Below are 25,848 nucleotides of genomic sequence, written 5' to 3'. Positions count from 1 at the left end.
CGGCTGCCGCAGCCAAGGCGCCCCAATCGAGGCGCCAGTAGCCTGCAGCGTGCCGCTTGTCGCTGCCTTACTGGGATTTTCTGACCCGCAGGTACCACTCGGAGAGCAGGCGTACCTGTTTGTCGGTGTAGCCGCGCTCGACCATTCGTGTGACGAAGTCGTTGTGTTTTTGCTGGTCCTCCTTACTGGCCTTGGCGTTGAAGCTGATGACCGGCAGCAGATCCTCGGTGTTGGAGAACATTTTCTTCTCGATGACCACCCGCAGCTTCTCGTAGCTGAGCCAGGTAGGGTTCTTGCCGTTGTTGTTGGCCCGGGCGCGCAACACGAAGTTGACGATTTCGTTGCGGAAATCCTTCGGATTGCTGATGCCGGCCGGCTTCTCGATCTTCTCCAGTTCCTCGTTGAGGGCCACGCGGTTGAGGATCTCGCCGGTTTCCGGGTCGCGATATTCCTGGTCCTGAATCCAGAAGTCTGCGTAAAGCACATAGCGATCGAAGATGTTCTGGCCGTATTCGCTGTAGGACTCCAGGTAAGCGGTCTGGATTTCCTTGCCGATGAACTCGATATAGCGCGGTGCCAGGTACTCCTTGAGGAAGCGCAGGTAGCGCTCGCGGGTTTCGGCCTGGAATTGCTCCTGTTCGATCTGCTGCTCCAGTACATAGAGCAGGTGCACCGGGTTGGCCGCGATCTCATGGGGGTCGAAGTTGAAGACTTTGGACAGGATCTTGAACGCGAAGCGGGTCGACAGGCCGTTCATGCCCTCATCCACGCCCGCCGTATCGCGGTACTCCTGGATCGATTTGGCCTTGGGATCGGTGTCCTTGAGGTTTTCCCCGTCGTAGACGCGCATTTTCGAGTAGATGTTCGAGTTTTCCGGCTCCTTGAGGCGCGACAGCACGGTGAACTGGGCGAGCATCTTCAGGGTGTCTGGTGCGCAATGGGCCTTGGCCAGGGAGCTGTTGAACAGCAGCTTGTCGTAAATCTTGATTTCATCGCTGACCCGCAGGCAGTACGGCACCTTGACGATATAGATCCGGTCGATGAAGGCTTCGTTGTTCTTGTTGTTGCGGAAGGTGTGCCACTCCGATTCGTTGGAGTGGGCCAGCAGGATGCCAGTGAACGGAATCGCCCCCAGGCCTTCGGTACTGTTGTAGTTGCCTTCCTGGGTCGCGGTGAGCAGTGGGTGCAGCACCTTGATCGGCGCTTTGAACATCTCCACGAATTCCATCAGGCCCTGGTTGGCCCGGCACAGCGCGCCCGAGTAGCTATAGGCATCGGCGTCGTTCTGTGGGAACTCCTCCAGTTTGCGAATATCGACCTTGCCCACCAGTGCCGAAATATCCTGGTTGTTCTCATCCCCCGGTTCGGTCTTGGCGACGCCGATCTGGTTGAGGATTGACGGATAGAGCTTCACCACCCGGAACTGGCTGATATCGCCGCCAAACTCGGCCAGGCGCTTGGTGGCCCAGGGCGACATGATGGTGTTGAGGTAGCGCCGTGGGATGCCGAAGTCTTCTTCGAGGATTGCGCCATCTTCCGTGGCGTTGAACAGGCCAAGGGGCGACTCGAACACCGGGGAGCCCTTGATCGCGTAGAACGGCACCTTTTCGATCAGTTGCTTGAGTTTTTCGGCCAGGGAAGATTTACCGCCGCCCACGGGGCCGAGCAGGTAGAGGATCTGTTTCTTCTCTTCCAGGCCTTGGGCGGCATGGCGGAAGTAGGAGACGATCTGGTCGATGCATTCTTCCATGCCATGGAAGTCTTCAAAGGCCGGGTAGCGGCGGATCACCTTGTTGGAGAATATTCGCGACAGCCGCGAGTTGTTGGAGGTGTCTACCAGCTCAGGCTCGCCAATCGCCAGTAGCAGGCGCTCGGCGGCAGATGCGTAGGTGCTGCGGTCTTTTTTGCACAGCTCAAGATACTCTTGCAGCGTGAGTTCTTCCTGCTGTGTGGACTCGAAGCGTTGTTGGAAGTGGCTAAAAATACTCATGACGTCGTCACCTCGCTCGATACGTGGAGCCGACGCCGGATCAATCAGTCGATGCTGGCAGCCAGTGGCGCTTGCCGTGGCCATTTCCCCCCAGAACACCCTGAAACGCTACCGATGACCCGCACGCCGGTGTACCGGCTCTCCCCTGTTTTGGATGGCCTGCGCTTAATGATAGTTGGGAATCCGGGAGGTCAAGGCGAGATGCCGAATTAGTTTGGGCGCACCGTTCGTCAGAAACGGCGCGAGCCCAAGCTTGACGCGGGGTAGCGGGGTTTGAAAAAAATTATTGCGAATCGCCTGTGGCAATTTCTGCAGGATAGGTCGTACGCCATAGCTCAAAGCCACCGTCCAGGCTGTAGACATCGGAGAAGCCCTGGCTGACCAGATAGGCGGCCGCGCTCTGGCTGGAGTTACCGTGATAGCAGGCGACGATCAGCGGTGCGTCGAGGTCGGCGGCACGGATGAAGTCGGCGATATTGACGTTGTCCAAATGCTTGGCCCCGCTGATGTGGGCAGCGGCGTAAGTAGGCTGGTCACGGATATCCACCACCACGGCGCCTTGCTCACGCAGGGCTTGGGCTTGTTCGGGAGGGATACGTTTGAATTCGCTCATGGCGGGCTCCTTGGGCGGGCGGCAAGCGGCGTCTAGCGCTTGGCGGCAGCCGGCAGTGTAACGGGAAGGGGAGATTCGCACTGGCAGCTCAGGCGCTCGCCGGTGTCGATGTTCATCAGGGTCATGGCGCCGCCCCAGACACAACCGGTGTCGAGGGCGAATACGCCGGGCTCGTCGCAGTGGCCTTCAAGGGCGGCCCAGTGACCGAAGATGACCTTCGTCTCACGGGTCTTGCGCTCCTTGTGGGCGAACCAGGGTTTGTAGCCGGGGAGGGCGGTTTCTGCGCCTTCCTTGCTCTTTAGGTCGAGTTTGCCTTCGGCGGTGCAAAAGCGCATGCGCGTGAAGTAGTTGGTGATGACTCGCAGGCGGGCGACGCCTGTCAGCTCGTTATCCCACTTGACCGGCTCATTGCCGTACATGCCGTCCAGATAAGTGGCGAACAGGGTGTCATCGGCCAGGGCGGCTTCGACTTCGGCGGCACATTTGAGCGCCTTCTTGAGGGTCCACTGCGGCGGGATGCCGGCATGTACCAGGGCGGTATTACGACTTTCATCGTAATGCACGAGTTTCTGCCGGCGCAGCCAGTCGAGCAGCTCGGCGCGATCCGGCGCTTCGAGGATTTCGCGCAGGGTGTCGCCCTTTTTCAGACGCTCGATGTTATTGCCGGCCGCCAACAGGTGCAGGTCATGGTTGCCCAGCACGCACACCAGGGAGTCGCGTAGACGATACAGGTAGCGCAGGGTTTCCAGGGATTGCGGGCCGCGGTTGACCAAGTCGCCCACCAGCCACAGGCGATCTTTGGCTGGGTCGAAGGCTACGCGGTCAAGCAGGCATTTGAGCGGCTCCAGGCAGCCTTGCAGGTCGCCGACAGCATAGGTTGCCATCAGTGCAGGGCTCCCGGCACCGCCAGGCGGAAGGGGGCAATGATGGCGTCGAAGTGTTTGCCGTCGTCGGCAAGCATCTGGTAGCTGCCTTGCATCGTGCCGACCTTGGAGGTCATCACGGTGCCGCTGCTGTAGGTGTGGCTTGCGCCGCTGCCGATCAGTGGCTGTTGGCCGATGACGCCGGCACCGCGCACTTCCTCGACATGGCCGTCACCGTCGGTGATCACCCAGTGGCGAGACAACAGCTTGGCAGGCACCTGGCCATTGTTCTTCACCGTGACGGTGTAGGCAAAGGCATAGCGATTCTGTTCGGGTTGCGATTGTTCCGCCAGGAAGCGGGTGACGACGCTGACGTCGATCTGATAGCGAGGATCGGACATGCAAGAGGCCTTAAGAGCAAAAGCGGAGGACAGCAGATGCGGATCAGTCTAGGCCATGAGGTAGGCACTAGGCCAGACATGCTGTCTGACCTGGTGCGCTCCCGTGCAGGAGCCGGCTTGCCGGCGATGGCGGTGGGTCAGTCGACGGCGGGCGCTGGCTGGATGGCTAGCTGGTCCGCCAGGCGCACGAACGCGGCCAGGTCCAACTGCTCCGGGCGCAGGCTGCCGTCGACACCGGCGGCTTCGATCTCGGCGTTGCTCAAGAGTGCCTTGAGCGTGTTGCGCAAGGTCTTGCGCCGCTGGTTGAATGCTTCGCGTACTACCCGCTCCAGCAGGCGATGATCCTTGGCCGGGTGCGGAAGGACGGCGTGCGGCACCAGGCGCACAATCGCCGAATCGACTTTTGGCGGCGGATTGAACGCGCCCGGGCCCACATTGAACAGGTGCTCGACCCGGCAGTGGTACTGAACCATGATCGACAGGCGACCCCAATCACCGCCGCCTGGGCCGGCCGCCAGGCGCTCGACCACTTCTTTCTGCAGCATGAAATGCATGTCGCGGATGATGCCTGCGTTGTTCAGCAGGTGAAAAATCAGCGGCGTGGAGATGTTATACGGCAGGTTGCCGACAACCCGCAGGCTGTGGGGGGCAGCATTGAGGCTGTTGAAGTCGAACTTCAGTGCATCGCCCTGGTGCAAGTTGAAGTTGGGCTTGCCGGCGAATTGCTGGTTGAGGATTGGAACCAGGTCTTTATCCAGCTCAATTACATCCAACTGCCCGCCGCTGTTGAGCAGGCCCTGGGTCAGTGCGCCCTGGCCCGGGCCGATTTCCAGCAGGCGGTCTTCAGGCTTGGCGTGGATGGAGCGCAGGATGCGGTCGATGACGCCGGCATCGTGCAGGAAGTTTTGCCCGAAGCGCTTGCGCGCCCGGTGTTGGTAATGCTCGGTCATATACGGGTCTCGGCCATCTGATAGGCGGTTTCCAGGGCCACGTGCAGGCTGCCGGTATCGATCTTGCCGCTGCCCGCCAAATCCAGGGCGGTGCCATGGTCGACGGAGGTGCGGATGATCGGCAGGCCTAGTGTCACGTTGACTGCGGCGCCGAAGCCTTTGTATTTCAGCACTGGCAGCCCCTGATCATGGTACATCGCCAGCACTGCATCGCAGTGCTCCAGATATTTGGGGGTAAACAGAGTGTCCGCAGGCAGTGGGCCACGCAGGTCCATGCCTTCTTGGCGCAGACGCTCCAGGGTTGGTTCGATGATGTCGATTTCTTCATGGCCCAAGTGGCCGCCTTCGCCGGCGTGGGGGTTGAGCCCGCAGACCAGGATGCGCGGTTGGGCAATGCCGAATTTTTGTTGCAGGTCGGCGTGCAGGATGCGCGTTACACGCTCCAGGCGTTCGACGGTAATGGCATCGGCAATCTCGCGCAGCGGCAGATGGGTGGTCACCAAGGCGACTCGCAAGCCGCGCGTGGCCAACATCATCACCACTTGCGCAGTGTTCGTCAGCTCGGCGAGGAATTCGGTGTGACCGGAAAAGGCGATGCCCGATTCGTTGATCACGCCTTTGTGCACAGGGGCGGTGATCATGCCGGCGAAGTCGCCGTTGATGCAGCCTTGCCCGGCACGGGTCAGGGTCTCTAGCACAAACGCCGCATTGGCTTTGTCCAGATGCCCGGCGATCACCTTGGCTTGCAGCGGGGTGTCCCACACATACAGGCTGCCCGCGGGTGCTGGCAGGTCGGGCCAGTTGCCCGGTGCGACGTCCAGCAAGTTGACCGCCACGCCCAACTGCGCGGCCCGCTCAAGGAGCAGGTCGCGGCTGGTAATGGCAATCAGGGGATGTGGCTGGGCGTGCGAGGCGAGCAGCAGGCACAGGTCTGGACCTATGCCGGCCGGCTCGCCGGGTGTCAACGCGAAACGCTGGGGTTTCACTGGGCTGCCTGGTCGGTGCCTGTCGGTTCGGCGCCAGGAAGCTTGTTTTCCACGTAGGCTTCGTCACGGATCTGACGCAACCAGGTTTGCAGCTCTTCATCGTACTTGCGGTTACGCAATACGGTCAGCGCTTGCTGCTCGCGGGCCTGGGTGGTGTTGTCGGTGGCGCGGCGGCCAAGGACTTCCAGGACATGCCAGCCGTATTGGGTCTTGAACGGCTTGGACAGTACGCCTTGCGGCGTATCGTTCATGACTTGCTGGAACTCGGGCACCAGGGCTCGTGGGTCGATCCAGTTCAGGTCGCCACCGTTGAGGGCAGAACCCGGGTCTTCCGAGAAGCTTTTGGCCAGGGTGGCGAAGTCTTCGCCGCCTTCGATGCGCTCATAGATCTTCTGCGCCAGTTCCTTGGTTTGAGCCTCGGTGCGAATCTCGCTTGGCTTGACCAGGATGTGACGGACATGCACTTCGTCCTTCAACGAAGCCTCACCGCCGCGACGCTCCAGCAACTTGAGAATGATGAAGCCGCCAGGCGTGCGCGCAGGTTGGGTGATACCACCCACTTCCATGGCGCTCAGCTCACGGTCAAACGGTGGTGGCAATTGAGCGGCTTTACGCCAGCCCATGTCACCACCTTCAAGGGCGTTGTCGCTGCCGGATTGGGCAATGGCCATCTGGGCAAAGTCAGCACCTGCCTTGAGACGGTCATAGATCGCCTGGGTCTTGGCCGCTGCGGCGTTGAGCTGCTCGGCGTTGGCGCTGTCTGGCGTCGGGATCAGGATATTGGCCAGGCGCAGCTCTTCGGAGAGCTGCATCTTGCCCAGGTCCGAGGCCAGGAAGTTCTTCACTTCCTGCTCCGAGACCTGCACGCGTTCGGCCACACGGCGCTGGCGCACGCGGCTGATGATCATTTCGCGGCGGATCTGGTCACGGGCGTCCTCATAGGAGAGGCCATCACGAGCCAGGGCCGCACGGAACTGATCAATGCTCATGTTGTTGCGCTGAGCGATGGTGCCGACGGCCTGGTTCAGCTCTTCATCGGTGATGCGGATACCCGAGCGGTCGCCAATCTGCAATTGCAGGTTTTCGACGATCAGGCGTTCCAGCACCTGCTGGTCCAGGACGCTGGTCGGCGGCACGCCACCGCCACGCTTGGCGATGGTTTGCTGAACTTCCTTGACCCGTTGGTCCAGTTGGCTCTGCATGATCACGTCGTTATCGACGATGGCCACTACCTTGTCCAACGGTTGCACTGTCGCGTGTGCCGCAGCAGTACCCAGGAACAGCGCGCCCAGCATCAGCGGGCGCAGACAATCAGAAAGCTTGATCTTCACGTTCACGATAACCTTGGATACCTTTGTCGAGGAAGCTCTCTACCTTGGCGCCAGTCAGGCCGCCGAGTCCCTTGAGGACGATTTGGAGGAAGAGCCCGTGGTCGCCTTTTTCGTTCAGCGGGGCGATCTGGGTGTATTCGTCGTTGGAAACCCAATAACGGTTGATCACACGCAGTTTCCAGCAGCAGTTGTCGTACTCGAAACCACCGAAGGCTTCCAGGGTACGGTTGCGTGCATAGTCATACTGCCAGCGGGTGATCAGGTTCCACTGCGGAATGATCGGCCACATCATCGAGAAGTCGTGTTGCTGGATTTTGTAGTAATCCTTCACGTAGTTCGCATCGCCTACCTGGCCGTAGTCACCACCGAATTGCCATTTGCCGGTCAACTGGTTGTAGACAACTTGGTCGTTGCGATAGCGATAACCAACGTTGATAACCTTGTTCGGGTTGTCTTCCGGCTGGTAGTGGAACATCGCGCTGCCGGAGCGGGCCGCGTGCTCTTCGGTGTCCCAGTTGTAGTCGGCGGTCGCGCGCCAGTCGCGGTTGAAGCGGAACTCGTAGTCCAGGGCGATTGGTGAGACGTCTGACCGCGAATCCGCACGGTCGGCGGCCACGATGCCAGGCAGTTGCACTTCACGATCCTTGAAGTACAAGGCCTGACCGACGGAAACGCGCTGACGCTCAAAGCCGTTTTCTTCGATCCAGCGGCTGGTTACGCCCAGGGACAGTTTGTTTTCGTCGCCGATCCGGTCAGAACCCGAGAAGCGGTTGTCGCGAAAGAGCGAGCTGTAGCTGAACGAGGTTTCGCTGGTATCGAACACAGGGATATCGTCCTGATCTTTCTCCGGAACATAGAGATAGAACAGGCGCGGCTCCAGGGTCTGGTTGTAGTCTTTGCCGAACCACTGGGTGCTGCGGTCAAAGAATAGCCCGCTGTCGACGCTGGCGATTGGTATGGAGCGATCTTGAGAACTCTTGAACTTCTGGCCAGCAGCCAGTTGCGACTTGCCGGTACTGTCAAGATCAAGATCGTACTTGGTGTAGGCATACTTGAGCTTCGGTGTAATGAAACCGTAGCTCCAGTTCATCGGTCGCGAAACACTTGGCGCTACATTCAACCGTGTCCCGTTGGCACGGGTCAGGCCGGTGACGTAGGTATCAAGGCGTCGGGACGGTACGCCATCCTTGTCAGTAAAGTCCCCAGTCTCAAGATCCCGGTCAAACCTTACCGCTTCGGTGTCATACGCAAAGTTCAGACCGCCCGGATGGTAGGGCAGCGAACCATTGAAGGTGATCTGCGGCAGACGGTTATACGGCGTAATCTGGGAAATCGTCGCCAACTTATACGCTTGCAAGTTCAGTCGCGCATTGTAGTTGTCACCGCGATAGTTGACCGCACCTTGCTGATTAAGCGCATCACGCCGCTCAACACCAATCTGATCAGTCTGCAGATCCTGGAAGTAGTACGGGTCGCTGATGTCGGTGTAGTCGACTTCAGTCATGACGCGCGAATCCAGGCCGCCCTTGTGCTGCCAGTTGAGCATCCAGCGGGTTTTCTCGAAATCCGTCTGCTTGCTGCGTTCGTCGTTGTCGTCGTTCAGGTAAGCACCGCCGACCTGACCTTCGCTGGACTTGGTGAGGTAGCGGAATTCGCCTTCCATCAGCAAGCCACGCTTGGTCATGTAGCGCGGATACAACGTGGCATCGTAGTTAGGCGCCAGGTTGAAGTAGTAAGGCGTCACCAGCGTAAAGCCACTTTCCCCGCCCGAACTGAAGCTCGGCGGCAGGAAGCCGGACTGACGACGATCGTCAATCGGGAAGTAGATGTACGGGGTGTACAGGATCGGGATGTTCTTGACCCGCAACGTCGCGTTGGTCGCCGTACCGAAGCCGGTGGCCGGGTTCAGCGTGATGTTGTTGCCGCGCAGTTGCCAGGCATTGCTGTCCGGCTCGCAGGTGGTGTACGTACCGTCCTTGAGACGGATGATCGCGTTTTCGGCACGCTTGGCGTACAGCGCGTTACCGCGGATGCGCGATTTGTGCATCACGTATTCGGCGTTGTCGATCTGCGCGGCGCCGGTGTCCAACTGGACTTGGGCATGGTCGCCGACAATCAGCGCGCCATTGTCGCGCAGGCGGACGTTGCCGTTCAGCTCGCCACGGTTTTCAGCTTGGTACAGGCTGGCCTCTTCGGCCTCGACCTGCATGCTGCCCTGGCGCATGACCACGTCACCGGCCAAGGTGGCCACTTGGGTTTCCTGCTCGTAACGAGAGGCCTTGGCACCGATGAAGGTCGGCGCGTCGCTCTTGTTCGTCTTGTCGTTCATGCCAGGACGGATCGGCTCGACGTACGCACCGGCGCAATAAGGACCGGTTTCGGCCAGTTGCGCGGCGGTGAGGTTTTCCCGAGGGACCCAGTCCAGGTGGCTGTAGTCGGCGCTGCGCGAACGCAGGCCACGGCCCTTGGATTCGGTGACCAGCTTGGTCTGCGGCACGGCTTCGGCACCCGCAGCTTCGCCTTGCGGCGTGCTGTTGGCCGAACTGACGGCACTGCCGTCATGCACCGGACGCGGTGGCAAAGGGGCTGCGCTGGCTTTCGGCGCGCAATCCCAGGCACCCGAAGCAGAGACTGAGCAGTCATACTGTTCCGCGGCGACCACGAATGAGGTGGCGAAGGGTTGCATGGCCAGCAGACTGCCGGTTACCAGCAACGGAAATTTTCTACGAAACGCGGGGGATTTCAATGCCATCTTATTAGTCCGGGCTTCCTGCGTGCCATCTGCCCGCGGTGTGGGCCGCACGCCTCTCGATGGTCTGAAAAAGATGGGTGATAATAAAGCATGACCCGCTTGACGGCTAGCGCCGTCGGAGACCCTTGTAATGCCCGACCAAGATCTACGTTTGCAACACCTGAAAGTCTGGCTTGATCAGCAGTTACCTATCCTTTTTGCGACTCAGGGTTGGGGTGCCGTGCCCCCGGCCACATTGACCGGGGCCAGCAGCGACGCGAGTTTCAGGCGGTACTTCCGCTGGGAGGGCGAGGGCCGCACATTCATTGTGATGGACGCTCCGCCCCCCCAGGAAAACTGCAAACCTTTCGTCGATATCGCTCGAATGCTGGCGAAATCAGACATAAATGTTCCGCAAATATATGCAGAAGATTTGTCCCAGGGCTTTCTTTTGCTTAACGACCTTGGCCAAAAAACCTATTTGGATGTGATTGACGGCGAAAATGCCGATCAATTGTTTGCCGATGCCATCGACGCGCTGCTGGCTTTCCAGCAATTGCCGATGGACGCCGGGTTGCCCAGCTATGACGTGGCATTGTTGCGCCGCGAACTTGAGCTGTTTCCCGAGTGGTACGTGCGCCGGCACCTGGGCATCGAGCTTGACGAGCAGCAACTGGCCCTGTGGCAACGGGTCAGCCAATTGTTGATCGACAGTGCCCTGGCCCAGCCCAAGGTCTTGGTGCATCGCGACTATATGCCGCGTAACCTGATGATCAGCGCCCCTAACCCTGGCGTGCTGGACTTCCAGGATGCGGTCTACGGCCCCGTCACTTATGACATCACCTGTCTGTTCAAGGACGCCTTCCTCAGTTGGCCCCAGGCGCGGGTGCGTGAATGGCAGCGCGGCTATTGGCAGCGTGCTGGCCAATTGGGCATCCCGGTACAGGCGGATTTTGAAGACTTCCTGCGTGCCAGCGACTTGATGGGGGTGCAGCGTCACCTCAAGGTCATCGGTATCTTCGCGCGTATCTGCCACCGTGATGGCAAGCCCCGCTACCTGGCGGACGTGCCGCGCTTCTTTGCTTATATAGAAGCGGTGTTGGCGGATCGCCCGGAGCTGGCTGAATTGGGCGAGTTGCTGGCCAGCCTGCGCCAACCGGCCGAGGCCCACGCATGAAGGCCATGATCCTCGCAGCAGGCAAGGGCGAGCGGATGCGCCCGCTGACCTTGCACACCCCCAAGCCACTGGTCCAGGCCGGTGGCAAGCGCCTGATCGAGTATCACCTGGAGGCGCTGGCGAAAGCGGGATTCACCGATATCGTCATCAACCATGCCTGGCTGGGCCAGCAAATCGAGAGTTACTTGGGGGACGGTGCGCAATTTGGCCTGCGGATCCGCTATTCCCCGGAAGGCGAGCCCCTGGAAACCGGCGGCGGGATTTTCCAGGCCTTGCCCTTGCTGGGCGACGAGCCGTTCCTGGTGGTCAATGGCGATATCTGGACCGACTACGACTTTGCCCGCCTCAAGCAGCCCCCAAGCGGCCTGGCGCATCTGGTGATGGTCGACAACCCGGCGCATCACCCCAGCGGTGGCGATTTCTATATCAAGGACGGTTTGCTTCATGATGCCGCGCCCGGTGCCGATAACCTGACCTTCAGTGGTATTTCGGTGCTGCATCCCAAACTGTTCGCGGGTTGCAGTGCCGGTGCCTTCAAGCTGGCGCCGTTGTTGCGCACAGCGATGGCTCAAGGCTTGGTCACGGGGGAACACATGGATGGACGCTGGATTGACGTCGGTACGCTGGAGCGCCTGGAGCAGGTCGAACACCTGCTGACCGTGGGCCAGTAAGATGCTGTGGCCAGGGACGCTGATCGGAGCCGGGGCGGGGTTTGCCATCGCCAGCATTCCGGGGGCCATGTTGGGTGCGTTATTGGGCCAGGCGCTGGATCGGCGCCTGCAATTGCGCAGTTGGGCGCACCTGCGCGAGCGCCTGGGCGGCCGTCCGACGCTGCGTAATGACGAATTGCTGTTTGTGTTGTTGGGTCGTCTGGCCAAGAGCAACGGGCGGGTGGTGGACGGGCATATCCAGCAGGCGCGGGTGGAAATGCGTTCGCTGGATATGACCGAGCCGGCCCAGCGCCGTGCGATTGCGGCGTTCAATCGGGGCAAGTCGGGGACCGATCGCGTGCGCAGTTACCTGCGTGTGCTCAAGGCCCAGCCCCATGCGGCAGAAGGCGTGCTGCGCGCCTGCTGGCGCATGGTCTGGGCCGACGGTAAGGCCAGCCATGCCGAGCGCGACCTGATCGAACTCTGGGGTAAGTGGCTGGGGTGGACGCCGCAACAGATCCAGGCCCTGGCTCAAGATTACGAGCCGGAGCGCAAACCCCTGGCCACTCGCGGTGGCACCTACCAGGAAGCCCTGCGGATTCTCGGTGTGAGCGCCACTGCGGAACCTGCGGCCATCAAGCGTGCCTATCGACGGCTGCTCAGCCGTCATCACCCGGACAAGATTGCCGGCAGCGGCGCCAGCCCTGCGCAAGTGCGCGAGGCCACCGAGCGCACGCGTGAGCTGCATAGTGCTTATACGATAATTCGCGAGCAGCGCAATTTCCGCTGAGCCCTTTGTAAGAGCGAGCTTGCTCGCGAAAAACGTAAGCTCAATGCGTTTATTCTGGCTAAACGCGGCGACCTCAGGTTTTTCGCGAGCAAGCTCGCTCCTACAAGGGGGCGGTCAGCTTCCGCTGTTTTGCGGGCTCAACCAGCCGCGAATGCGTCGGTACAACTGTTCCTGCCCGGCCGAGCTATTACCGGGGATGGTCTTCAACGACACTTGCTTGTAGTTGTCATTCTTCAGCCGCTTGCTCGCCTGGCTGCGTTCCAGCGCCATTTTGCTTGCCAGGGCGTTGTCCTGGTAGAAGACATCGGCGGTCGCCAGCTTCAAGGTCGGCGCCAACTGTTGCAGGTCCGGTTGACGACCCACCGGCGTTTGCGCGGCGACCATGATGAACTTCTGCACCTGGGCAGGTTGTTTTTCGCTCAGGTAGCGCGCTGCCCACCAGGCCCCGGTGCCGTGCCCCAGCACCACCACACTGCGGGCGCTCTGGGTCTGGGCGAAGGCCACGGCGGCATCGATACGGGCGAAGATCCGTGTCGCATCGGTCTTGTCCTGCTCATCCACGCCGGCAACCACGGCCGGGTCGGTGCCCTCGGCTTCGGCGCTGGCCGCCTGTTCGATCGGTTTGGGCGCGGCGGTGCTGGCATCCTTGCTGCTGGTGTCGACGGCCGCGTCGGGAGCCTGGATGACCCGAGGCGGCAGGGTGTCCAGGCTCAGGTCGGGTAGCGACAAACTCAGGCTGCCCCAGGCGGCATCCGGCAACTTCTGGCGCAAAGGCCCGATTGCCTGCGGCCAGTCAGCAGTTTCCCCGGCACCCGGCACGATAATCACCACACCTTGCGGTTCGGCGCTGTTGGCCGGCTTCCACAGGGCCAGGAATGACTCATCGCCTGCCTGCAATTGTTGCTGCTCCTGGGGTGGCAGTTGCCGCTCAAGGGCGCTGGCTTCCTCCTGGCTGCGCTCGGGCAGAGGCAGGCGTTGCACTGGTTTTTCGGCGGTAGCCGGCGCGGTGTCCGCCGCCTGCACGCAAAAGGTGCTGGTAAACAGGAGCGACAGGCACAATGCTGGCAGTGTCGAACGGTGAAGCAGGGGCATAGTGCAATTCCGGCCAGAAGTGATCCCGGCAGCCTAATGGGTTGGATGTGAGATGTGAATGATGATTTTTCGCTGTCTGCTGGTTATCGGCTACCTGTGCTTTCCCTTGATGGCGATTGCCGCGCCTGCGTCCGTGGTGCCGCCAGCGGTGCTCAGCGCCCAGCAGCGCGAGTGGCTGGCGCAGCACCCGCAACTGCGGGTCGGCGTGGTGTTGCAGGCACCTTACGCGCAATACGACCGGCGCCTGCAGCGGTTGTCCGGGGCCAATGTCGAGCTGATGCAGGCGCTAGCCAAGGCGTTGAATATCGAACTGACCTGGCGCAACTTCTCCACGCAAGAGCAGTTGGAGGAGGCCTTGCGCGAAGACGCGGTCGACCTCGCGCCTGGCCTGCTGCAAACCCCGGCCGGGCTGCGCCTGTGGCTGTTTTCCGACCCGTATATGCGTGTGCCCCAGCATATCGTGGGCATCCGTGACGGCAGCGGTGCGGTAGACCTGGAAAAACTCGACGAACATTCCCGGGTCGCCGTGCGCATGCCCAGTGCGGTGGCCGATTACTTGCGCAGCAATTACCCCAATCTGAACCTGCAAGGCGTGCCCCAGGAGCGCCAGGCCCTGCAATTGTTGGTCAGCCAGCAGGCGCGCTATGCGGTGATTGATGAGGCGCAGTTGAGTCGTCTGTCCGCCGAGCCTGAGTTCGCGGCTCTGGCGGTGGTCGGTGATATTGGTTTGCCTCAGTTGCTGCGGGTGGCCACTCGACGTGACTGGCAGCCTTTGGCGGACATTATCGAGAGCGGCCTGCGGGCGATTCCCGCCCGGGAGCTGGAGCAATTGCACGCCCGCTGGCTGCAACCCAAATACCCACGGCTCTCGGAATCGCCGGGGTTCTGGCAGAACCTGAGCCTGTTGCTGGGCCTGTTGTTGCTCGCCTGTCTGGCGGTTGCCCTGTGGCAGCGCCGCCACCAGCGTGTGCTGGAACAGGAACTGCTGGCAACCCGTGAAGAAAGCGCCGCCCGTGCGGCGGGTGCCGAAGCGTTGCGCCTGACCCAGTTTTCCATCGACCAAAGCACCGTCGGCATCCTCTGGGTCAACTGGGACAGTCACGTGCGCTACGCCAACGTCGCTGCCGAAGCCATGCTCGGCTACGCTTCGGGCGCGCTGATCGAGCGACCGCTGATCGAGTTCGAACCCAACTTGAGCATGGACCGCTGGCTGCACCTATGGAAGCGCGCCCGGGCCAGCGAGGACGGGCCACAGAGCTTTGCCACCCAGTGCCTGCGCGCCGATGGCAGTCTGTTACCCACGGATGTGTCGCTGAGTTTCCTGCGTTTTGCCGACGGCGAATACCTGGTGGTGTACCTCACCGACGTTACCGAGCGCCGCCGGGCATTGGCCGCCCTGCAGGAAAGTGAAGCGCGCCTGCAAGGCATCGCCGCCAATGTACCGGGGATGGTATTTCGCCTGGAGCGGTTGGCGCGGAGTGCTGAAATCGACTTTGCCTATATCAGCGAAGGCAGCGAGCGCCTGGTGGGGTACTCGCCATCTTTCCTCAGCCACCGTGATGTGGGAATTCGCAGCCTGGTCCACCCCGATGACCGGGCCAGTTATCACCAGACCCAGGACCACGCCATCGACAGCGAGAGCAACTGGTCGTGGCAGGGCCGCATCCTCACTCGCCAGGGCGAGCAGCGCTGGGCCGAGATCAAGGCCGTTACCCGGCGCCTGGCCGATGGCGCGGTGGTCTGGGACGGGATCGTCTGGGACATCAGCGACAGCAAGCGTATCGAGTTGGAGCTGGACGCCTCGCGGGCGCAACTGCGCGAGCTGTCGGCCCACCTGGAAACCGTGCGCGAGGAAGAGAAGGCGCGCATCGCCCGTGAAGTCCACGATGAACTGGGGCAAATGCTCACCGTGTTGAAGCTGGAAACCTCTATGTGCGAGTTGGCCTACGCGCAGTTGGACCCCGGCCTGCACGAGCGCCTGAACAGTATGAAGCGCTTGATCGCGCAGTTGTTTCAACTGGTCCGTGATGTGGCTACCGCGCTGCGCCCGCCGATTCTCGACGCCGGGATTGCCTCGGCCATCGAATGGCAGGCGCGGCGGTTCGAGGCGCGCACGCAGATTCCATGCCTGGTGCAAGTGCCGGACAACCTCCCAGCCCTGAGCGACGCCAAGGCCATTGGCCTGTTCCGCATCCTGCAAGAGGCCCTGACCAATGTCATGCGCCATGCCCAGGCGCATACTGTGGAGCTGACCCTGGTGGTCGACGGCGATCACCTGCGACTGACCATCAGTGATGATGGTGCAGGCTTCGTCCCTGCGCCAGGACGTCCGGTGTCGTTTGGCCTTGTGGGCATGCGCGAGCGCGTGCTGATCATGGGCGGGCAGTTGACCCTCGACAGCGAACTGGGGGAGGGCACCACCCTGAGCGTGACAGTGCCGCTGGATGCCTAACCACAACAAGAGGAAAGCCCTGTGATCCGCGTATTGGTAGCCGAAGACCACACCATCGTCCGCGAAGGCATCAAGCAGTTGATCGGCCTGGCCAAGGACCTGCTGGTGGTGGGTGAGGCGGGGAATGGCGAGCAACTGTTGGAAGCCTTGCGCCATACACCCTGTGAGGTCGTGTTGCTGGATATCTCGATGCCCGGGGTCAACGGCCTGGAAGCGATTGCGCGGATTCGCGCGCTGAACAATCCGCCGGCGATCCTGGTGCTGTCGATGCATGACGAAGCGCAAATGGCCGCCCGGGCGCTGAAGGTCGGCGCGGCGGGGTATGCGACCAAGGACAGTGATCCGGCCCTGTTGTTGACGGCGATTCGCAAAGTGGCCGCGGGCGGGCGTTATATCGACCCGGACCTGGCCGACCGCATGGTGTTTGAAGTCGGTCTCACCGATGCCCGGCCCTTGCACTCGTTGTTGTCCGAGCGTGAGTTCTCGGTGTTCGAGCGCCTGGCCCAAGGCGCCAATGTCAACGATATCGCCCAGCAACTGGCCTTGAGCAGCAAGACCATCAGCACCCACAAGGCGCGGTTGATGCAGAAGCTCAACATCACCTCCCTGGCAGAACTGGTGAAGTACGCGATGGAGCACAAACTCCTGTAGGAGACTGGCTTGCCATGCTCCTACAGGGGACGTATCTATTTGCGACACTCCTGAAACACCCCGCAGCCCATGCTTGCGGCTTATCGCTTGAAGCTTGCCGCTGCACTGTTCCCTACCCGCCATCCGTGTAGGGCAATCCCTACCCCGAACCTTCCATCGCGCTGATGCCAATCTCTCTTGCGCCCCGATTTCCGGGGGCTTGCGCCTGGACTACGCTAGCTCCACAGCAGTCCAAAACAAAAAGGTGCGGGTATGAGCGAGGTGGATTCAAATGATGTGCTGGTCAGCTTTCGTGGTGTGCAGAAGAGCTACGACGGCGAGAACCTGATCGTCAAAGACCTCAACCTGGACATTCGCAAAGGCGAGTTTCTTACCCTGCTGGGGCCGTCCGGTTCGGGCAAGACCACCAGCCTGATGATGCTCGCCGGTTTCGAGACCCCGACAGCCGGGGAAATCCTGCTGGCCGGGCGCTCCATCAACAATGTGCCGCCGCACAAGCGCGACATTGGCATGGTGTTCCAGAACTATGCGCTGTTCCCGCACATGACTGTGGCCGAGAACCTGGCGTTCCCCCTGTCGGTAAGGGGGTTGAGCAAGACCGATATCAGCGAGCGGGTCAAACGTGTGCTGAGCATGGTCCAGCTCGATGCCTTCGCCCAGCGCTACCCCGCGCAACTTTCCGGCGGCCAGCAACAACGGGTCGCGCTGGCCCGCGCACTGGTGTTCGAACCGCAACTGGTGCTGATGGACGAACCTCTCGGCGCTCTCGATAAACAGCTGCGTGAACATATGCAGATGGAGATCAAGCACCTGCACCAGCGCCTCGGCGTGACCGTGGTCTACGTGACCCACGACCAGGGTGAAGCGCTGACCATGTCTGATCGGGTGGCGGTGTTCCACCAGGGCGAGATCCAGCAGATCGCCCCTCCGCGCACCTTGTATGAAGAACCGAAAAATACCTTTGTCGCCAACTTCATTGGCGAGAACAACCGTTTGAACGGCCGCCTGCACAGCCATACCGGCGAACGGTGTGTGGTCGAGTTGGCGCGGGGCGAGAAGGTCGAGGCGCTGGCGGTCAACGTCGGCCAGATCGGTGGCCCGGTGACCCTGTCGGTGCGCCCGGAGCGGGTCAGTCTCAACGGTTCCAGCGAAAGCTGCAGCAATCGCTTCTCGGGCCGGGTGGCGGAATTTATCTACCTGGGCGACCACGTACGCGTGCGCCTGGAGGTCTGCGGCAAGGCCGATTTCTTTGTGAAACAACCGATCGCCGAACTGGACACGGCGCTGACGGTCGGCGACGTGGTTCCGATTGGCTGGCAAGTCGAGCACGTTCGCGCACTCGACCCACTTCTAGAGGCGAATTGATCGCCCCCTTGGCTTCACCCAACCCTGCACGTGGAGAGAACAATAAATGTTGAGATCCCTGAAATTGACCGCCCTGGCCATTGGCCTGGCGGGTGCTTCACAGGTCATGGCAGGTCCCGACCTGACAGTGGTGTCGTTTGGCGGCGCGAACAAGGCGGCTCAGGTCAAGGCCTTCTATGCCCCGTGGGAAAGCGCGGGCAATGGCAAGATCATCGCTGGCGAGTACAACGGTGAGATGGCCAAGGTCAAAGCCATGGTCGACACCAAGAGCGTGTCTTGGGATCTGGTGGAAGTCGAGTCGCCGGAACTGTCCCGTGGCTGTGACGAAGACCTCTTCGAACCGTTGGACCCAGCGTTGTTCGGCAAGACTGAAGATTACGTAAAAGGCGCGATCCAGCCCTGCGGCGTGGGTTTCTTCGTGTGGTCCACCGTGCTGGCTTACAACGCCGACAAGCTGAAAGCGCCACCAGGCGGCTGGGTGGATTTCTGGGACACCAAGAAATTCCCCGGCAAGCGTGGCCTGCGCAAAGGCGCCAAATACACCCTGGAATTTGCCCTGATGGCCGACGGTGTGGCGCCCAAGGATGTGTACAAAGTGCTGGCCAGCAAAGATGGCCAGGACCGTGCCTTCAAGAAACTCGATGAACTCAAACCGTCGATCCAGTGGTGGGAAGCCGGCGCACAGCCGCCGCAGTACCTGGCCTCGGGCGATGTGGTCATGAGCTCGGCCTACAACGGCCGGATCGCTGCAGTGCAGAAAGAAAGCAACCTGAAGGTGGTGTGGAACGGCGGCATCTACGACTTCGATGCCTGGGCGATTCCCAAGGGCCTGAGCAAGGAGCGCGCAGAAGTGGCGAAGAAATTCATCGCGTTCTCGGTCGCCCCGCAACAACAGAAAATCTACTCCGAAAACATCGCCTATGGCCCGGCCAACACCCAAGCCGTGCCGCTGCTGGCCAAGGACGTCCTCAAGGATATGCCGACCACTCCGGAAAACATCGCCAACCAGGTGCAGATCGATGTGAGCTTCTGGGCGGATAACGGCGAGCAACTGGAGCAGCGCTTCAATTCCTGGGCCGCCAAGTAATAAGCCACGCCGCATAACCCTGTAGGAGCTGGCTTGCCTGCGATCGAATCACCTCGGTACACCTGATACACCGAGGCGCTGCCATCGCAGGCAAGCCAGCTCCTACAGAGGTCTCAACAGTAGATTTTCCGGAGTTTGCCATGGCCATCGCCGTTCCCTCGAACGAGGTCACCACCCCCAGCTTGAAACAGCGCCTGGCGCGTGCCGAGCGGCTTAATCGCTGGAAGGCCCAGGCCTTGATTGCGCCGCTGGTGGTGTTTTTGCTGCTGGTGTTCCTGGTGCCTATCGTTGCGCTGCTCTACAAAAGCGTCGGCAACCCGGAAGTGGTCGCCGGCCTGCCGCGTACCGTGGTCGCGGTAACCGCGTGGGATGGTCGCGGCCTGCCTGACGAGCCGGTGTACCGGGCCATCAGCGAGGACCTGGGCGAGGCCCGCAAAAACCAGACCCTGGGCGATTTGTCCAAACGCTTGAACATGGAACTGGCAGGCTATCGCAGCCTGTTGACCAAGACCGCGCGGGCGCTGCCGTTTAGCGAAGCACCGGCCTCTTATAAAGAAGCGCTGGAAAACCTCGACGAACGCTGGGGCGACCCCGCGTACTGGCAGGCAATCCGCCGCAACACCAGCAGCCTGACGCCTTATTACCTGCTGGCGGCGGTCGATCACCGTATCGACGACCTCGGCGAAGTTGCGCCGGCCACGCCGGATCAGGCGATCTACCTCGATATCTTTGCCCGTACCTTCTGGATGGGCCTGGTAATCACTGTGTGCTGCTTGCTGCTGGCTTATCCGCTGGCCTACCTGCTGGCCAACCTGCCAGCGCGGCAAAGCAACTTGCTGATGATTCTGGTGCTGTTGCCGTTCTGGACGTCGGTACTGGTGCGCGTGGCTGCATGGATCGTGCTGTTGCAGTCTGGCGGCCTGATCAACGGCGCGCTGATGAGCCTGGGCATCATCGATAAACCTCTGGAGCTGGTGTTCAACCGGCTTGGGGTCTACATCTCCATGGTGCATATCCTGCTGCCGTTCATGATTCTGCCGATCTACAGCGTGATGAAAGGCATTTCGCCGACCTATATGCGCGCGGCGATTTCCCTGGGTTGTCATCCATTTGCCAGTTTCTGGCGGGTGTACTTCCCGCAGACCTACGCCGGCGTCGGCGCTGGCTGCCTGCTGGTGTTCATCCTGGCGATTGGTTACTACATCACCCCGGCGCTGCTGGGCAGCCCGAACGACCAGATGGTCAGCTACTTCGTGGCTTTCTACACCAACACCAGCATCAACTGGGGCATGGCCACGGCGCTGGGCGGCTTGCTGCTGCTGGCGACCGTTGTTTTGTACCTGATCTACAACTGGCTGGTGGGCGCCAGCCGCCTGCGCCTGAGCTGAGGAGCGCCTGAAATGACCAGCAGTCCTTACATGTCACCCATCGAGCGGGTGTGGTTCTACAGCTTGCGGATTCTCTGCGGCCTGATCCTGTTGTTCCTGATCCTGCCGGTGTTGGTGATCATCCCGCTGTCGTTCAACTCCGGGAGTTTTTTGGTGTACCCGTTGCAGGGGTTTTCGTTGCACTGGTACCAGGACTTCTTCGCCTCGGCGGAATGGATGCGCGCCTTGAAGAACAGCATCATTGTCGCCCCGGCGGCCACGGTGCTGGCGATGATCTTCGGCACATTGGCAGCCATCGGCCTGACCCGTGGCCATTTCCCCGGCAAGGCGCTGGTGATGGCCCTGGTGATTTCGCCGATGGTGGTGCCAGTGGTGATTATCGGCGTGGCCAGTTATCTGTTCTTCGCTCCGCTGGGATTGGGCAACAGCTTCTTTTCGCTGATCGTGGTGCATGCGGTGTTGGGCGTACCGTTTGTGATCATTACCGTGTCGGCGACCTTGCAGGGGTTCAACCATAACCTGGTGCGGGCGGCGGCCAGTCTGGGTGCATCGCCACTGACTGCCTTTCGCCGGGTGACGCTGCCGCTGATTGCGCCGGGAGTTATTTCCGGGGCACTGTTTGCCTTTGCCACGTCCTTCGACGAGGTGGTGGTGACGCTGTTCCTCGCCGGGCCCGAGCAGGCGACCTTGCCTCGGCAGATGTTCAGTGGCATCCGCGAAAACCTCAGCCCGACCATCGCCGCAGCGGCGACCTTGCTGATTGCCTTCTCGGTGGTATTGCTGCTGACCCTGGAATGGCTGCGTGGCCGTAGCGAAAAACTGCGCACCGCGCAGGTCTGACTGCTGAAACCCGATCACCTGTGGGAGCTGGCTTGCCTGCGATGGCATCACCTCGGTACACCTGACACACCGAGCCGATACCATCGCAGGCAAGCCAGCTCCAACATTGAACGGCCCGCCTTGAGTCATCTGACCATTCAGCCGCTGAATGGCAGACAACCCATATTCCCCAGCTATTCTTGTGCCAGCCCCCCAACCTATAAGAGGCCGCGCACATGAGTACTTCCTCATTCAAGATCGCCCACAAACTGCTCACCGGCCCAGGCGCCATCGAGCAACTGGCCTTTGAGCTGACCCGGCTGGATGTTGATAACCCGCTGATCGTCACCGATGCCGCGCTGGTCAAGTCCGGCACGGTACAACTGGCGTTGGCGCAGTTGGGTGATCGTCCCTTTGATATTTTCGACCGCGTGCAGCCCGACCCGGAGATCGCCATCGTCGAAGATTGTATGCAGGTCTACCGCGACGGTGGGCATGATGGCCTGATCGGCGTGGGCGGTGGCAGTGCCATCGATATTGCCAAGAGCGTTGCCGCCTATGCCGGTTATCACGGCGCCCTGGCTGACCTGTTCGGTGTGGACCAGGTGCCGCGCAAAGGCCCGCCGCTGATTGCCATCCCGACCACGGCCGGCACCGGTTCGGAAGTGACCAATGTGGCGATTCTGTCGGACAAGGCCGCGCAATTGAAAAAAGGCATCGTCAGCGACTACCTGCTGCCGGATGTCGCGCTGATCAGCCCACAAATGACCCTGACCTGCCCGCGCAGTGTGACGGCGGCCAGTGGCGTGGATGCCCTGGTGCATGCCATCGAGTCCTATCTTTCCCTGAACGCCTCGCCGATCACGGATGCCCTGGCCATCGGTGCAATCAAGCTGATCGCCAATGCGCTGCCCAAGGCCTACGCCAACCCGGCCAACCTGCAGGCGCGTGACGATATGGCCACCGCCAGCCTGATGGCCGGCATGGCGTTTGGTAACGCCGGGGTGGGCGCGGTGCATGCCTTGGCCTACCCGTTGGGCGGGCGCTTCAATATTGCCCACGGGGTGAGCAATGCATTGCTGCTGCCTTACGTCATGCACTGGAACAAGCTGGCCTGTGTCGAGCGCATGCAGGATATTGCCCAGGCCATGGGCGTGAATGTCAGCGGTTTGAGTATCAACGACGCTGCCGACCAGGCGGTGGAGGCGATGACGCGGCTATGTGCCGCAGTGGAAATCCCCCAAGGCCTGCACAGCTTCGGCGTGCCTGAGGATGCGATCCCGGGCATGGCGGCAGAGGCGGCGGGAATCGAGCGGCTGATGCGCAACAACCCGCGCAAGCTCAGCGCGGCGGATATCGAGAAAATCTACCGCGCTGCCTACTAGCCATTGAGTCAGGTCACGGTGCGCGCAGCAAAGCATGAGGTATACAATGCGCGCCATCGTGATTTAGCTCAGAAAAGGTGCGTCATGCAGCCCTTCGTTATTGCTCCATCGATCCTCTCCGCCGACTTCGCCCGCCTAGGCGCGGAAGTGGACAACGTGTTGGCCGCCGGTGCCGACTTCGTGCACTTCGATGTCATGGACAACCACTACGTGCCGAACCTGACCATCGGTCCGATGGTCTGCGCAGCGCTGCGCAAGTACGGCGTGACCGCACCGATTGACGTGCACCTGATGGTCAGCCCGGTGGATCGCATCATCGGTGACTTCATCGAAGCCGGCGCGACCTACATCACCTTCCACCCGGAAGCCACGCTGCACATCGATCGCTCCCTGCAGTTGATCCGCGAAGGCGGTTGCAAGGCCGGGCTGGTGTTCAACCCGGCGACCCCGCTGGACACGCTCAAGTACGTGATGGACAAGGTCGACATGGTCCTGCTGATGAGCGTCAACCCAGGCTTCGGCGGGCAGAAATTCATCCCCGGCACCCTCGACAAACTGCGTGAAGCCCGGGCGCTGATCGATGCTTCTGGCCGCGATATCCGCCTGGAGATCGACGGTGGGGTCAACGTCAACAACATACGTGAGATCGCGGCGGCGGGCGCCGACACTTTCGTCGCCGGTTCGGCAATCTTCAACACCCCTGACTATCAGGCGGTGATCGCCAAAATGCGTGCAGAACTGGCGCTGGCACGTCCATGAGTGGTTTTGAGCAGCTGTTCCCCGGCAAATTGCCACGGCTGGTGATGTTCGATCTGGACGGCACCCTGGTCGACTCGGTGCCGGACCTCGCCGTTGCGGTGGACCAGATGCTGCTCAAACTGGGGCGCAAGCCCGTGGGTATCGAGTCGGTGCGTGACTGGGTCGGCAACGGTGCACAGATGCTGGTGCGCCGGGCCCTGGCCAATCACATTGAGGCTGAAGGTGTCGATGAAATCGAGGCCGAGCACGCGCTGGAGCTGTTCAATGCCGCCTATGAAGACGGCCACGAACTGACTGTGGTTTACCCCGGCGTGCGCGACACCCTCAAGTGGTTGCATAAGCAGGGCGTGGAAATGGCCCTGATCACCAACAAGCCGGAACGCTTCGTTGCGCCGCTGCTGGACCAGATGAAGATCGGCCGGTATTTCCGCTGGATCATCGGTGGCGATACCTTGCCGCAGAAAAAGCCTGATCCGGCGGCGCTGTTCTTCGTGATGAAAATGGCCAACATCCCGGCGTCCCAGTCGTTGTTTGTCGGCGATTCGCGCAGTGATGTGCTGGCGGCGAAAGCGGCGGGCGTGCAGTGCGTGGCCTTGAGCTACGGCTACAACCATGGCCGGCCGATCGCCGAGGAATCGCCGGCGCTGGTCATTGATGACCTGCGACTGCTAATCCCCGGTTGCTTGGGAGCGGGCGCTGAGATAACGTTGCCCGACGCTGTCCCATCCCCTTCTGGAAATCCCATCGTGGTGGTCACTCGCAAACTCTGGATGAAAGTCATCAAGGCCCTGGCCCGCTGGCGTTGGCGCGCCTGACTGATCCTGGCCGCGCTGCGGCACGTTTGCATACCTGACTGTTAGACCCTCACGCCACGAGGCACCTCATGATCCGCGAAGAATTCCTGCGTTTGGCCGCTGCCGGCTACAACCGCATCCCCATGGCCCGGGAAACCCTGGCCGACTTCGATACGCCGCTGTCGATCTACCTGAAACTGGCCGATGAGCCCAACTCCTACCTGCTGGAGTCGGTGCAGGGCGGCGAAAAGTGGGGCCGTTACTCGATCATCGGCCTGCCGTGCCGCACCGTGCTGCGGGTGCATGATCATCACGTCAGCATCACGTGTGATGGCGTCGAGATCGAAAGCCACGATGTCGAAGACCCGCTGGCCTTTGTCGAAGTCTTCAAGGCGCGCTACAACGTGCCGACCATTCCCGGCTTGCCGCGTTTCAACGGCGGCCTTGTCGGTTATTTCGGCTACGACTGCGTACGCTATGTGGAACAGCGCCTGGGCAAATGCCCGAACCCCGATCCGTTGGGCGTGCCGGACATCCTGCTGATGGTTTCCGACGCGGTGGTGGTATTCGACAACCTGGCCGGCAAGATGCACGCGATTGTCCTGGCCGACCCGGCCCAGGCCGATGCGTTCGAACAAGGCCAGGTCAGCCTCGAAGCCCTGCTGGAAAAACTGCGCCAGCCGATCACCCCGCGTCGTGGCCTGGACCTCAGTCGTCCGCCGGCGGCCGATCCGATCTTTCGTTCAAGCTTTACCCAGGATGACTACGAGCGCGCGGTCGATACCATCAAGGAATACATCCTCGCCGGTGATTGCATGCAAGTGGTGCCGTCGCAGCGTATGTCCATCGACTTCAAGGCCGCGCCGATTGATCTGTATCGGGCACTGCGCTGCTTCAACCCGACGCCGTACATGTACTTCTTCAACTTTGGCGATTTCCACGTGGTCGGCAGCTCGCCGGAAGTGCTGGTGCGTGTTGAAGACAACCTGATCACCGTACGCCCTATTGCCGGGACTCGTCCTCGCGGCGCGACCGAAGAGGCGGACCTGGCCCTGGAACAGGACCTGCTGTCCGACGACAAGGAAATTGCCGAGCACCTGATGCTGATCGACCTGGGGCGTAACGACACCGGGCGCGTTTCAGAGATCGGCTCGGTGAAGCTCACCGAGAAAATGGTGATCGAGCGTTATTCCAATGTGATGCATATCGTCTCCAACGTCACCGGCGAGCTAAAGGCCGGCCTGACGGCGATGGATGCGTTGCGCGCGATTCTGCCGGCGGGCACCTTGTCTGGCGCACCGAAGATTCGCGCGATGGAAATCATCGACGAACTGGAGCCGGTCAAACGTGGTGTCTACGGCGGCGCCGTGGGCTACTTTGCCTGGAACGGCAACATGGATACCGCGATTGCGATCCGCACGGCGGTGATCAAGGACGGCGAACTGCATGTGCAGGCGGGCGGCGGGATTGTTGCCGACTCGGTTCCGGCCCTTGAGTGGGAAGAAACCCTGAACAAGCGCCGGGCGATGTTCCGTGCGGTGGCGTTGGCCGAGCAAACCCCGCAGGACTAACGG

The 25,848-nt window shown here is 61.2% G+C and carries 22 protein-coding genes; 13 read left to right on the top strand and 9 right to left on the bottom strand.

The window, feature by feature from the left end; translation table 11 throughout:
* Positions 1 to 67: 67 nt before the first annotated feature.
* The 8 genes from H097_RS07130 to H097_RS07095 form a co-directional block, all read right to left on the bottom strand.
* Complete coding sequence (locus tag H097_RS07130; RefSeq protein WP_017739508.1) at positions 68 to 1,990, bottom strand: PrkA family serine protein kinase; 1,923 nt, start codon at positions 1,988 to 1,990, stop codon at positions 68 to 70.
* A gap of 283 nt (positions 1,991 to 2,273) precedes the next feature.
* Positions 2,274 to 2,603 (bottom strand): thiosulfate sulfurtransferase GlpE, encoded by a 330-nt coding sequence (glpE, locus tag H097_RS07125; protein WP_032858547.1) that lies wholly within the window; start codon positions 2,601 to 2,603, stop codon positions 2,274 to 2,276.
* 32 nt (positions 2,604 to 2,635) lie between these two features.
* Positions 2,636 to 3,487, bottom strand: coding sequence for a symmetrical bis(5'-nucleosyl)-tetraphosphatase (locus H097_RS07120; RefSeq protein ID WP_032858546.1), 852 nt, complete (start codon positions 3,485 to 3,487; stop codon positions 2,636 to 2,638).
* Complete coding sequence (gene apaG / locus H097_RS07115) at positions 3,487 to 3,867, bottom strand: Co2+/Mg2+ efflux protein ApaG (RefSeq protein WP_032858544.1); 381 nt, start codon at positions 3,865 to 3,867, stop codon at positions 3,487 to 3,489. The genes H097_RS07120 and apaG overlap by 1 nt, the downstream gene beginning before the upstream one ends.
* 137 nt (positions 3,868 to 4,004) lie before the next feature.
* Positions 4,005 to 4,817, bottom strand: a complete 813-nt coding sequence (gene rsmA, locus H097_RS07110) for a 16S rRNA (adenine(1518)-N(6)/adenine(1519)-N(6))-dimethyltransferase RsmA (protein ID WP_032858542.1) — start codon at positions 4,815 to 4,817, stop codon at positions 4,005 to 4,007.
* Entirely contained in the window at positions 4,814 to 5,803 is a 990-nt protein-coding gene (pdxA, locus tag H097_RS07105; protein WP_032858540.1) for a 4-hydroxythreonine-4-phosphate dehydrogenase PdxA, read from the bottom strand. Before pdxA ends, rsmA begins: the two co-directional genes overlap by 4 nt.
* Positions 5,800 to 7,134: a peptidylprolyl isomerase gene (locus tag H097_RS07100; protein WP_191982820.1), complete on the bottom strand. Its 1,335-nt coding sequence runs from the start codon at positions 7,132 to 7,134 to the stop codon at positions 5,800 to 5,802. Before H097_RS07100 ends, pdxA begins: the two co-directional genes overlap by 4 nt.
* Entirely contained in the window at positions 7,115 to 9,886 is a 2,772-nt protein-coding gene (locus tag H097_RS07095) for an LPS-assembly protein LptD (RefSeq protein WP_032858538.1), read from the bottom strand. Before H097_RS07095 ends, H097_RS07100 begins: the two co-directional genes overlap by 20 nt.
* 130 nt (positions 9,887 to 10,016) lie before the next feature.
* Here H097_RS07095 and H097_RS07090 point away from each other — a divergent pair, with 130 nt between their 5' ends.
* The 3 genes from H097_RS07090 to H097_RS07080 are packed head-to-tail and all read left to right on the top strand — an operon-like array spanning position 10,017 to position 12,482.
* A complete protein-coding gene (locus tag H097_RS07090) occupies positions 10,017 to 11,042 on the top strand; it encodes a phosphotransferase (protein WP_032858537.1) in 1,026 nt (341 codons plus the stop codon).
* Positions 11,039 to 11,713, top strand: coding sequence for an N-acetylmuramate alpha-1-phosphate uridylyltransferase MurU (gene murU / locus H097_RS07085; RefSeq protein ID WP_032858535.1), 675 nt, complete (start codon positions 11,039 to 11,041; stop codon positions 11,711 to 11,713). Before H097_RS07090 ends, murU begins: the two co-directional genes overlap by 4 nt.
* Before the next feature lies 1 nt (position 11,714).
* Positions 11,715 to 12,482 carry a DnaJ domain-containing protein gene (locus H097_RS07080; RefSeq protein WP_032858533.1) on the top strand — a complete coding sequence of 256 codons (768 nt, stop codon included), beginning with the start codon at positions 11,715 to 11,717 and terminating at the stop codon, positions 12,480 to 12,482.
* A gap of 114 nt (positions 12,483 to 12,596) precedes the next feature.
* On the opposite strand, the gene H097_RS07075 is transcribed toward H097_RS07080, so the two are convergent.
* The gene (locus H097_RS07075; protein WP_032858532.1) at positions 12,597 to 13,574 is read right to left on the bottom strand and encodes an alpha/beta hydrolase family protein; all 978 of its coding nucleotides are present in this window, start codon (positions 13,572 to 13,574) and stop codon (positions 12,597 to 12,599) included.
* 61 nt (positions 13,575 to 13,635) lie between these two features.
* Here H097_RS07075 and H097_RS07070 point away from each other — a divergent pair, with 61 nt between their 5' ends.
* The 10 genes from H097_RS07070 (at position 13,636) to trpE (ending at position 25,845) form a co-directional block, all read left to right on the top strand.
* The gene (locus tag H097_RS07070; RefSeq protein ID WP_191982821.1) at positions 13,636 to 16,026 is read left to right on the top strand and encodes a transporter substrate-binding domain-containing protein; all 2,391 of its coding nucleotides are present in this window, start codon (positions 13,636 to 13,638) and stop codon (positions 16,024 to 16,026) included.
* Between the two features lie 21 nt (positions 16,027 to 16,047).
* Positions 16,048 to 16,677 carry a response regulator transcription factor gene (locus tag H097_RS07065; RefSeq protein ID WP_029296794.1) on the top strand — a complete coding sequence of 210 codons (630 nt, stop codon included), beginning with the start codon at positions 16,048 to 16,050 and terminating at the stop codon, positions 16,675 to 16,677.
* Positions 16,678 to 16,929: 252 nt separating this feature from the next.
* Entirely contained in the window at positions 16,930 to 18,042 is a 1,113-nt protein-coding gene (locus H097_RS07060; RefSeq protein ID WP_032858529.1) for an ABC transporter ATP-binding protein, read from the top strand.
* A 46-nt stretch (positions 18,043 to 18,088) separates the two neighbouring features.
* On the top strand, positions 18,089 to 19,129 hold the full coding sequence (locus tag H097_RS07055; protein WP_032858528.1) for an ABC transporter substrate-binding protein: 1,041 nt from the start codon (positions 18,089 to 18,091) through the stop codon (positions 19,127 to 19,129).
* Positions 19,130 to 19,269: 140 nt separating this feature from the next.
* A complete protein-coding gene (locus H097_RS07050) occupies positions 19,270 to 20,517 on the top strand; it encodes an ABC transporter permease (protein ID WP_032858526.1) in 1,248 nt (415 codons plus the stop codon).
* Positions 20,518 to 20,529: 12 nt separating this feature from the next.
* Positions 20,530 to 21,357 (top strand): ABC transporter permease, encoded by an 828-nt coding sequence (locus H097_RS07045; RefSeq protein ID WP_032858524.1) that lies wholly within the window; start codon positions 20,530 to 20,532, stop codon positions 21,355 to 21,357.
* 215 nt (positions 21,358 to 21,572) lie between these two features.
* The gene (locus tag H097_RS07040; protein WP_032858522.1) at positions 21,573 to 22,721 is read left to right on the top strand and encodes an iron-containing alcohol dehydrogenase; all 1,149 of its coding nucleotides are present in this window, start codon (positions 21,573 to 21,575) and stop codon (positions 22,719 to 22,721) included.
* A gap of 84 nt (positions 22,722 to 22,805) precedes the next feature.
* Entirely contained in the window at positions 22,806 to 23,480 is a 675-nt protein-coding gene (rpe, locus tag H097_RS07035; RefSeq protein WP_032858521.1) for a ribulose-phosphate 3-epimerase, read from the top strand.
* On the top strand, positions 23,477 to 24,295 hold the full coding sequence (locus H097_RS07030; protein ID WP_032858519.1) for a phosphoglycolate phosphatase: 819 nt from the start codon (positions 23,477 to 23,479) through the stop codon (positions 24,293 to 24,295). The genes rpe and H097_RS07030 overlap by 4 nt, the downstream gene beginning before the upstream one ends.
* Positions 24,296 to 24,363: 68 nt before the next feature.
* Positions 24,364 to 25,845, top strand: a complete 1,482-nt coding sequence (gene trpE / locus H097_RS07025) for an anthranilate synthase component I (RefSeq protein WP_032858518.1) — start codon at positions 24,364 to 24,366, stop codon at positions 25,843 to 25,845.
* The last annotated feature ends 3 nt before the right edge of the window (positions 25,846 to 25,848 follow it).

Source organism: Pseudomonas sp. FH4, from assembly GCF_000510915.2.
Classification (GTDB): domain Bacteria; phylum Pseudomonadota; class Gammaproteobacteria; order Pseudomonadales; family Pseudomonadaceae; genus Aquipseudomonas; species Aquipseudomonas brenneri.
This window is presented reverse-complemented; position numbering and strand designations above follow the sequence as displayed.

Bases quoted from the DNA above. Each gene is read 5' to 3' on its own strand.
- H097_RS07130 (WP_017739508.1), bottom strand. From the start codon at position 1,990: ATGAGTATTTTTAGCCACTTCCAACAACGCTTCGAGTCCACACAGCAG.
- glpE (WP_032858547.1), bottom strand. From the start codon at position 2,603: ATGAGCGAATTCAAACGTATCCCTCCCGAACAAGCCCAAGCCCTGCGT.
- H097_RS07120 (WP_032858546.1), bottom strand. From the start codon at position 3,487: ATGGCAACCTATGCTGTCGGCGACCTGCAAGGCTGCCTGGAGCCGCTC.
- apaG (WP_032858544.1), bottom strand. From the start codon at position 3,867: ATGTCCGATCCTCGCTATCAGATCGACGTCAGCGTCGTCACCCGCTTC.
- rsmA (WP_032858542.1), bottom strand. From the start codon at position 4,817: ATGACCGAGCATTACCAACACCGGGCGCGCAAGCGCTTCGGGCAAAAC.
- H097_RS07095 (WP_032858538.1), bottom strand. From the start codon at position 9,886: ATGGCATTGAAATCCCCCGCGTTTCGTAGAAAATTTCCGTTGCTGGTA.
- H097_RS07090 (WP_032858537.1), top strand. From the start codon at position 10,017: ATGCCCGACCAAGATCTACGTTTGCAACACCTGAAAGTCTGGCTTGAT.
- murU (WP_032858535.1), top strand. From the start codon at position 11,039: ATGAAGGCCATGATCCTCGCAGCAGGCAAGGGCGAGCGGATGCGCCCG.
- H097_RS07080 (WP_032858533.1), top strand. From the start codon at position 11,715: ATGCTGTGGCCAGGGACGCTGATCGGAGCCGGGGCGGGGTTTGCCATC.
- H097_RS07075 (WP_032858532.1), bottom strand. From the start codon at position 13,574: ATGCCCCTGCTTCACCGTTCGACACTGCCAGCATTGTGCCTGTCGCTC.
- H097_RS07070 (WP_191982821.1), top strand. From the start codon at position 13,636: ATGATTTTTCGCTGTCTGCTGGTTATCGGCTACCTGTGCTTTCCCTTG.
- H097_RS07060 (WP_032858529.1), top strand. From the start codon at position 16,930: ATGAGCGAGGTGGATTCAAATGATGTGCTGGTCAGCTTTCGTGGTGTG.
- H097_RS07055 (WP_032858528.1), top strand. From the start codon at position 18,089: ATGTTGAGATCCCTGAAATTGACCGCCCTGGCCATTGGCCTGGCGGGT.
- H097_RS07050 (WP_032858526.1), top strand. From the start codon at position 19,270: ATGGCCATCGCCGTTCCCTCGAACGAGGTCACCACCCCCAGCTTGAAA.
- H097_RS07045 (WP_032858524.1), top strand. From the start codon at position 20,530: ATGACCAGCAGTCCTTACATGTCACCCATCGAGCGGGTGTGGTTCTAC.
- H097_RS07040 (WP_032858522.1), top strand. From the start codon at position 21,573: ATGAGTACTTCCTCATTCAAGATCGCCCACAAACTGCTCACCGGCCCA.
- rpe (WP_032858521.1), top strand. From the start codon at position 22,806: ATGCAGCCCTTCGTTATTGCTCCATCGATCCTCTCCGCCGACTTCGCC.
- H097_RS07030 (WP_032858519.1), top strand. From the start codon at position 23,477: ATGAGTGGTTTTGAGCAGCTGTTCCCCGGCAAATTGCCACGGCTGGTG.
- trpE (WP_032858518.1), top strand. From the start codon at position 24,364: ATGATCCGCGAAGAATTCCTGCGTTTGGCCGCTGCCGGCTACAACCGC.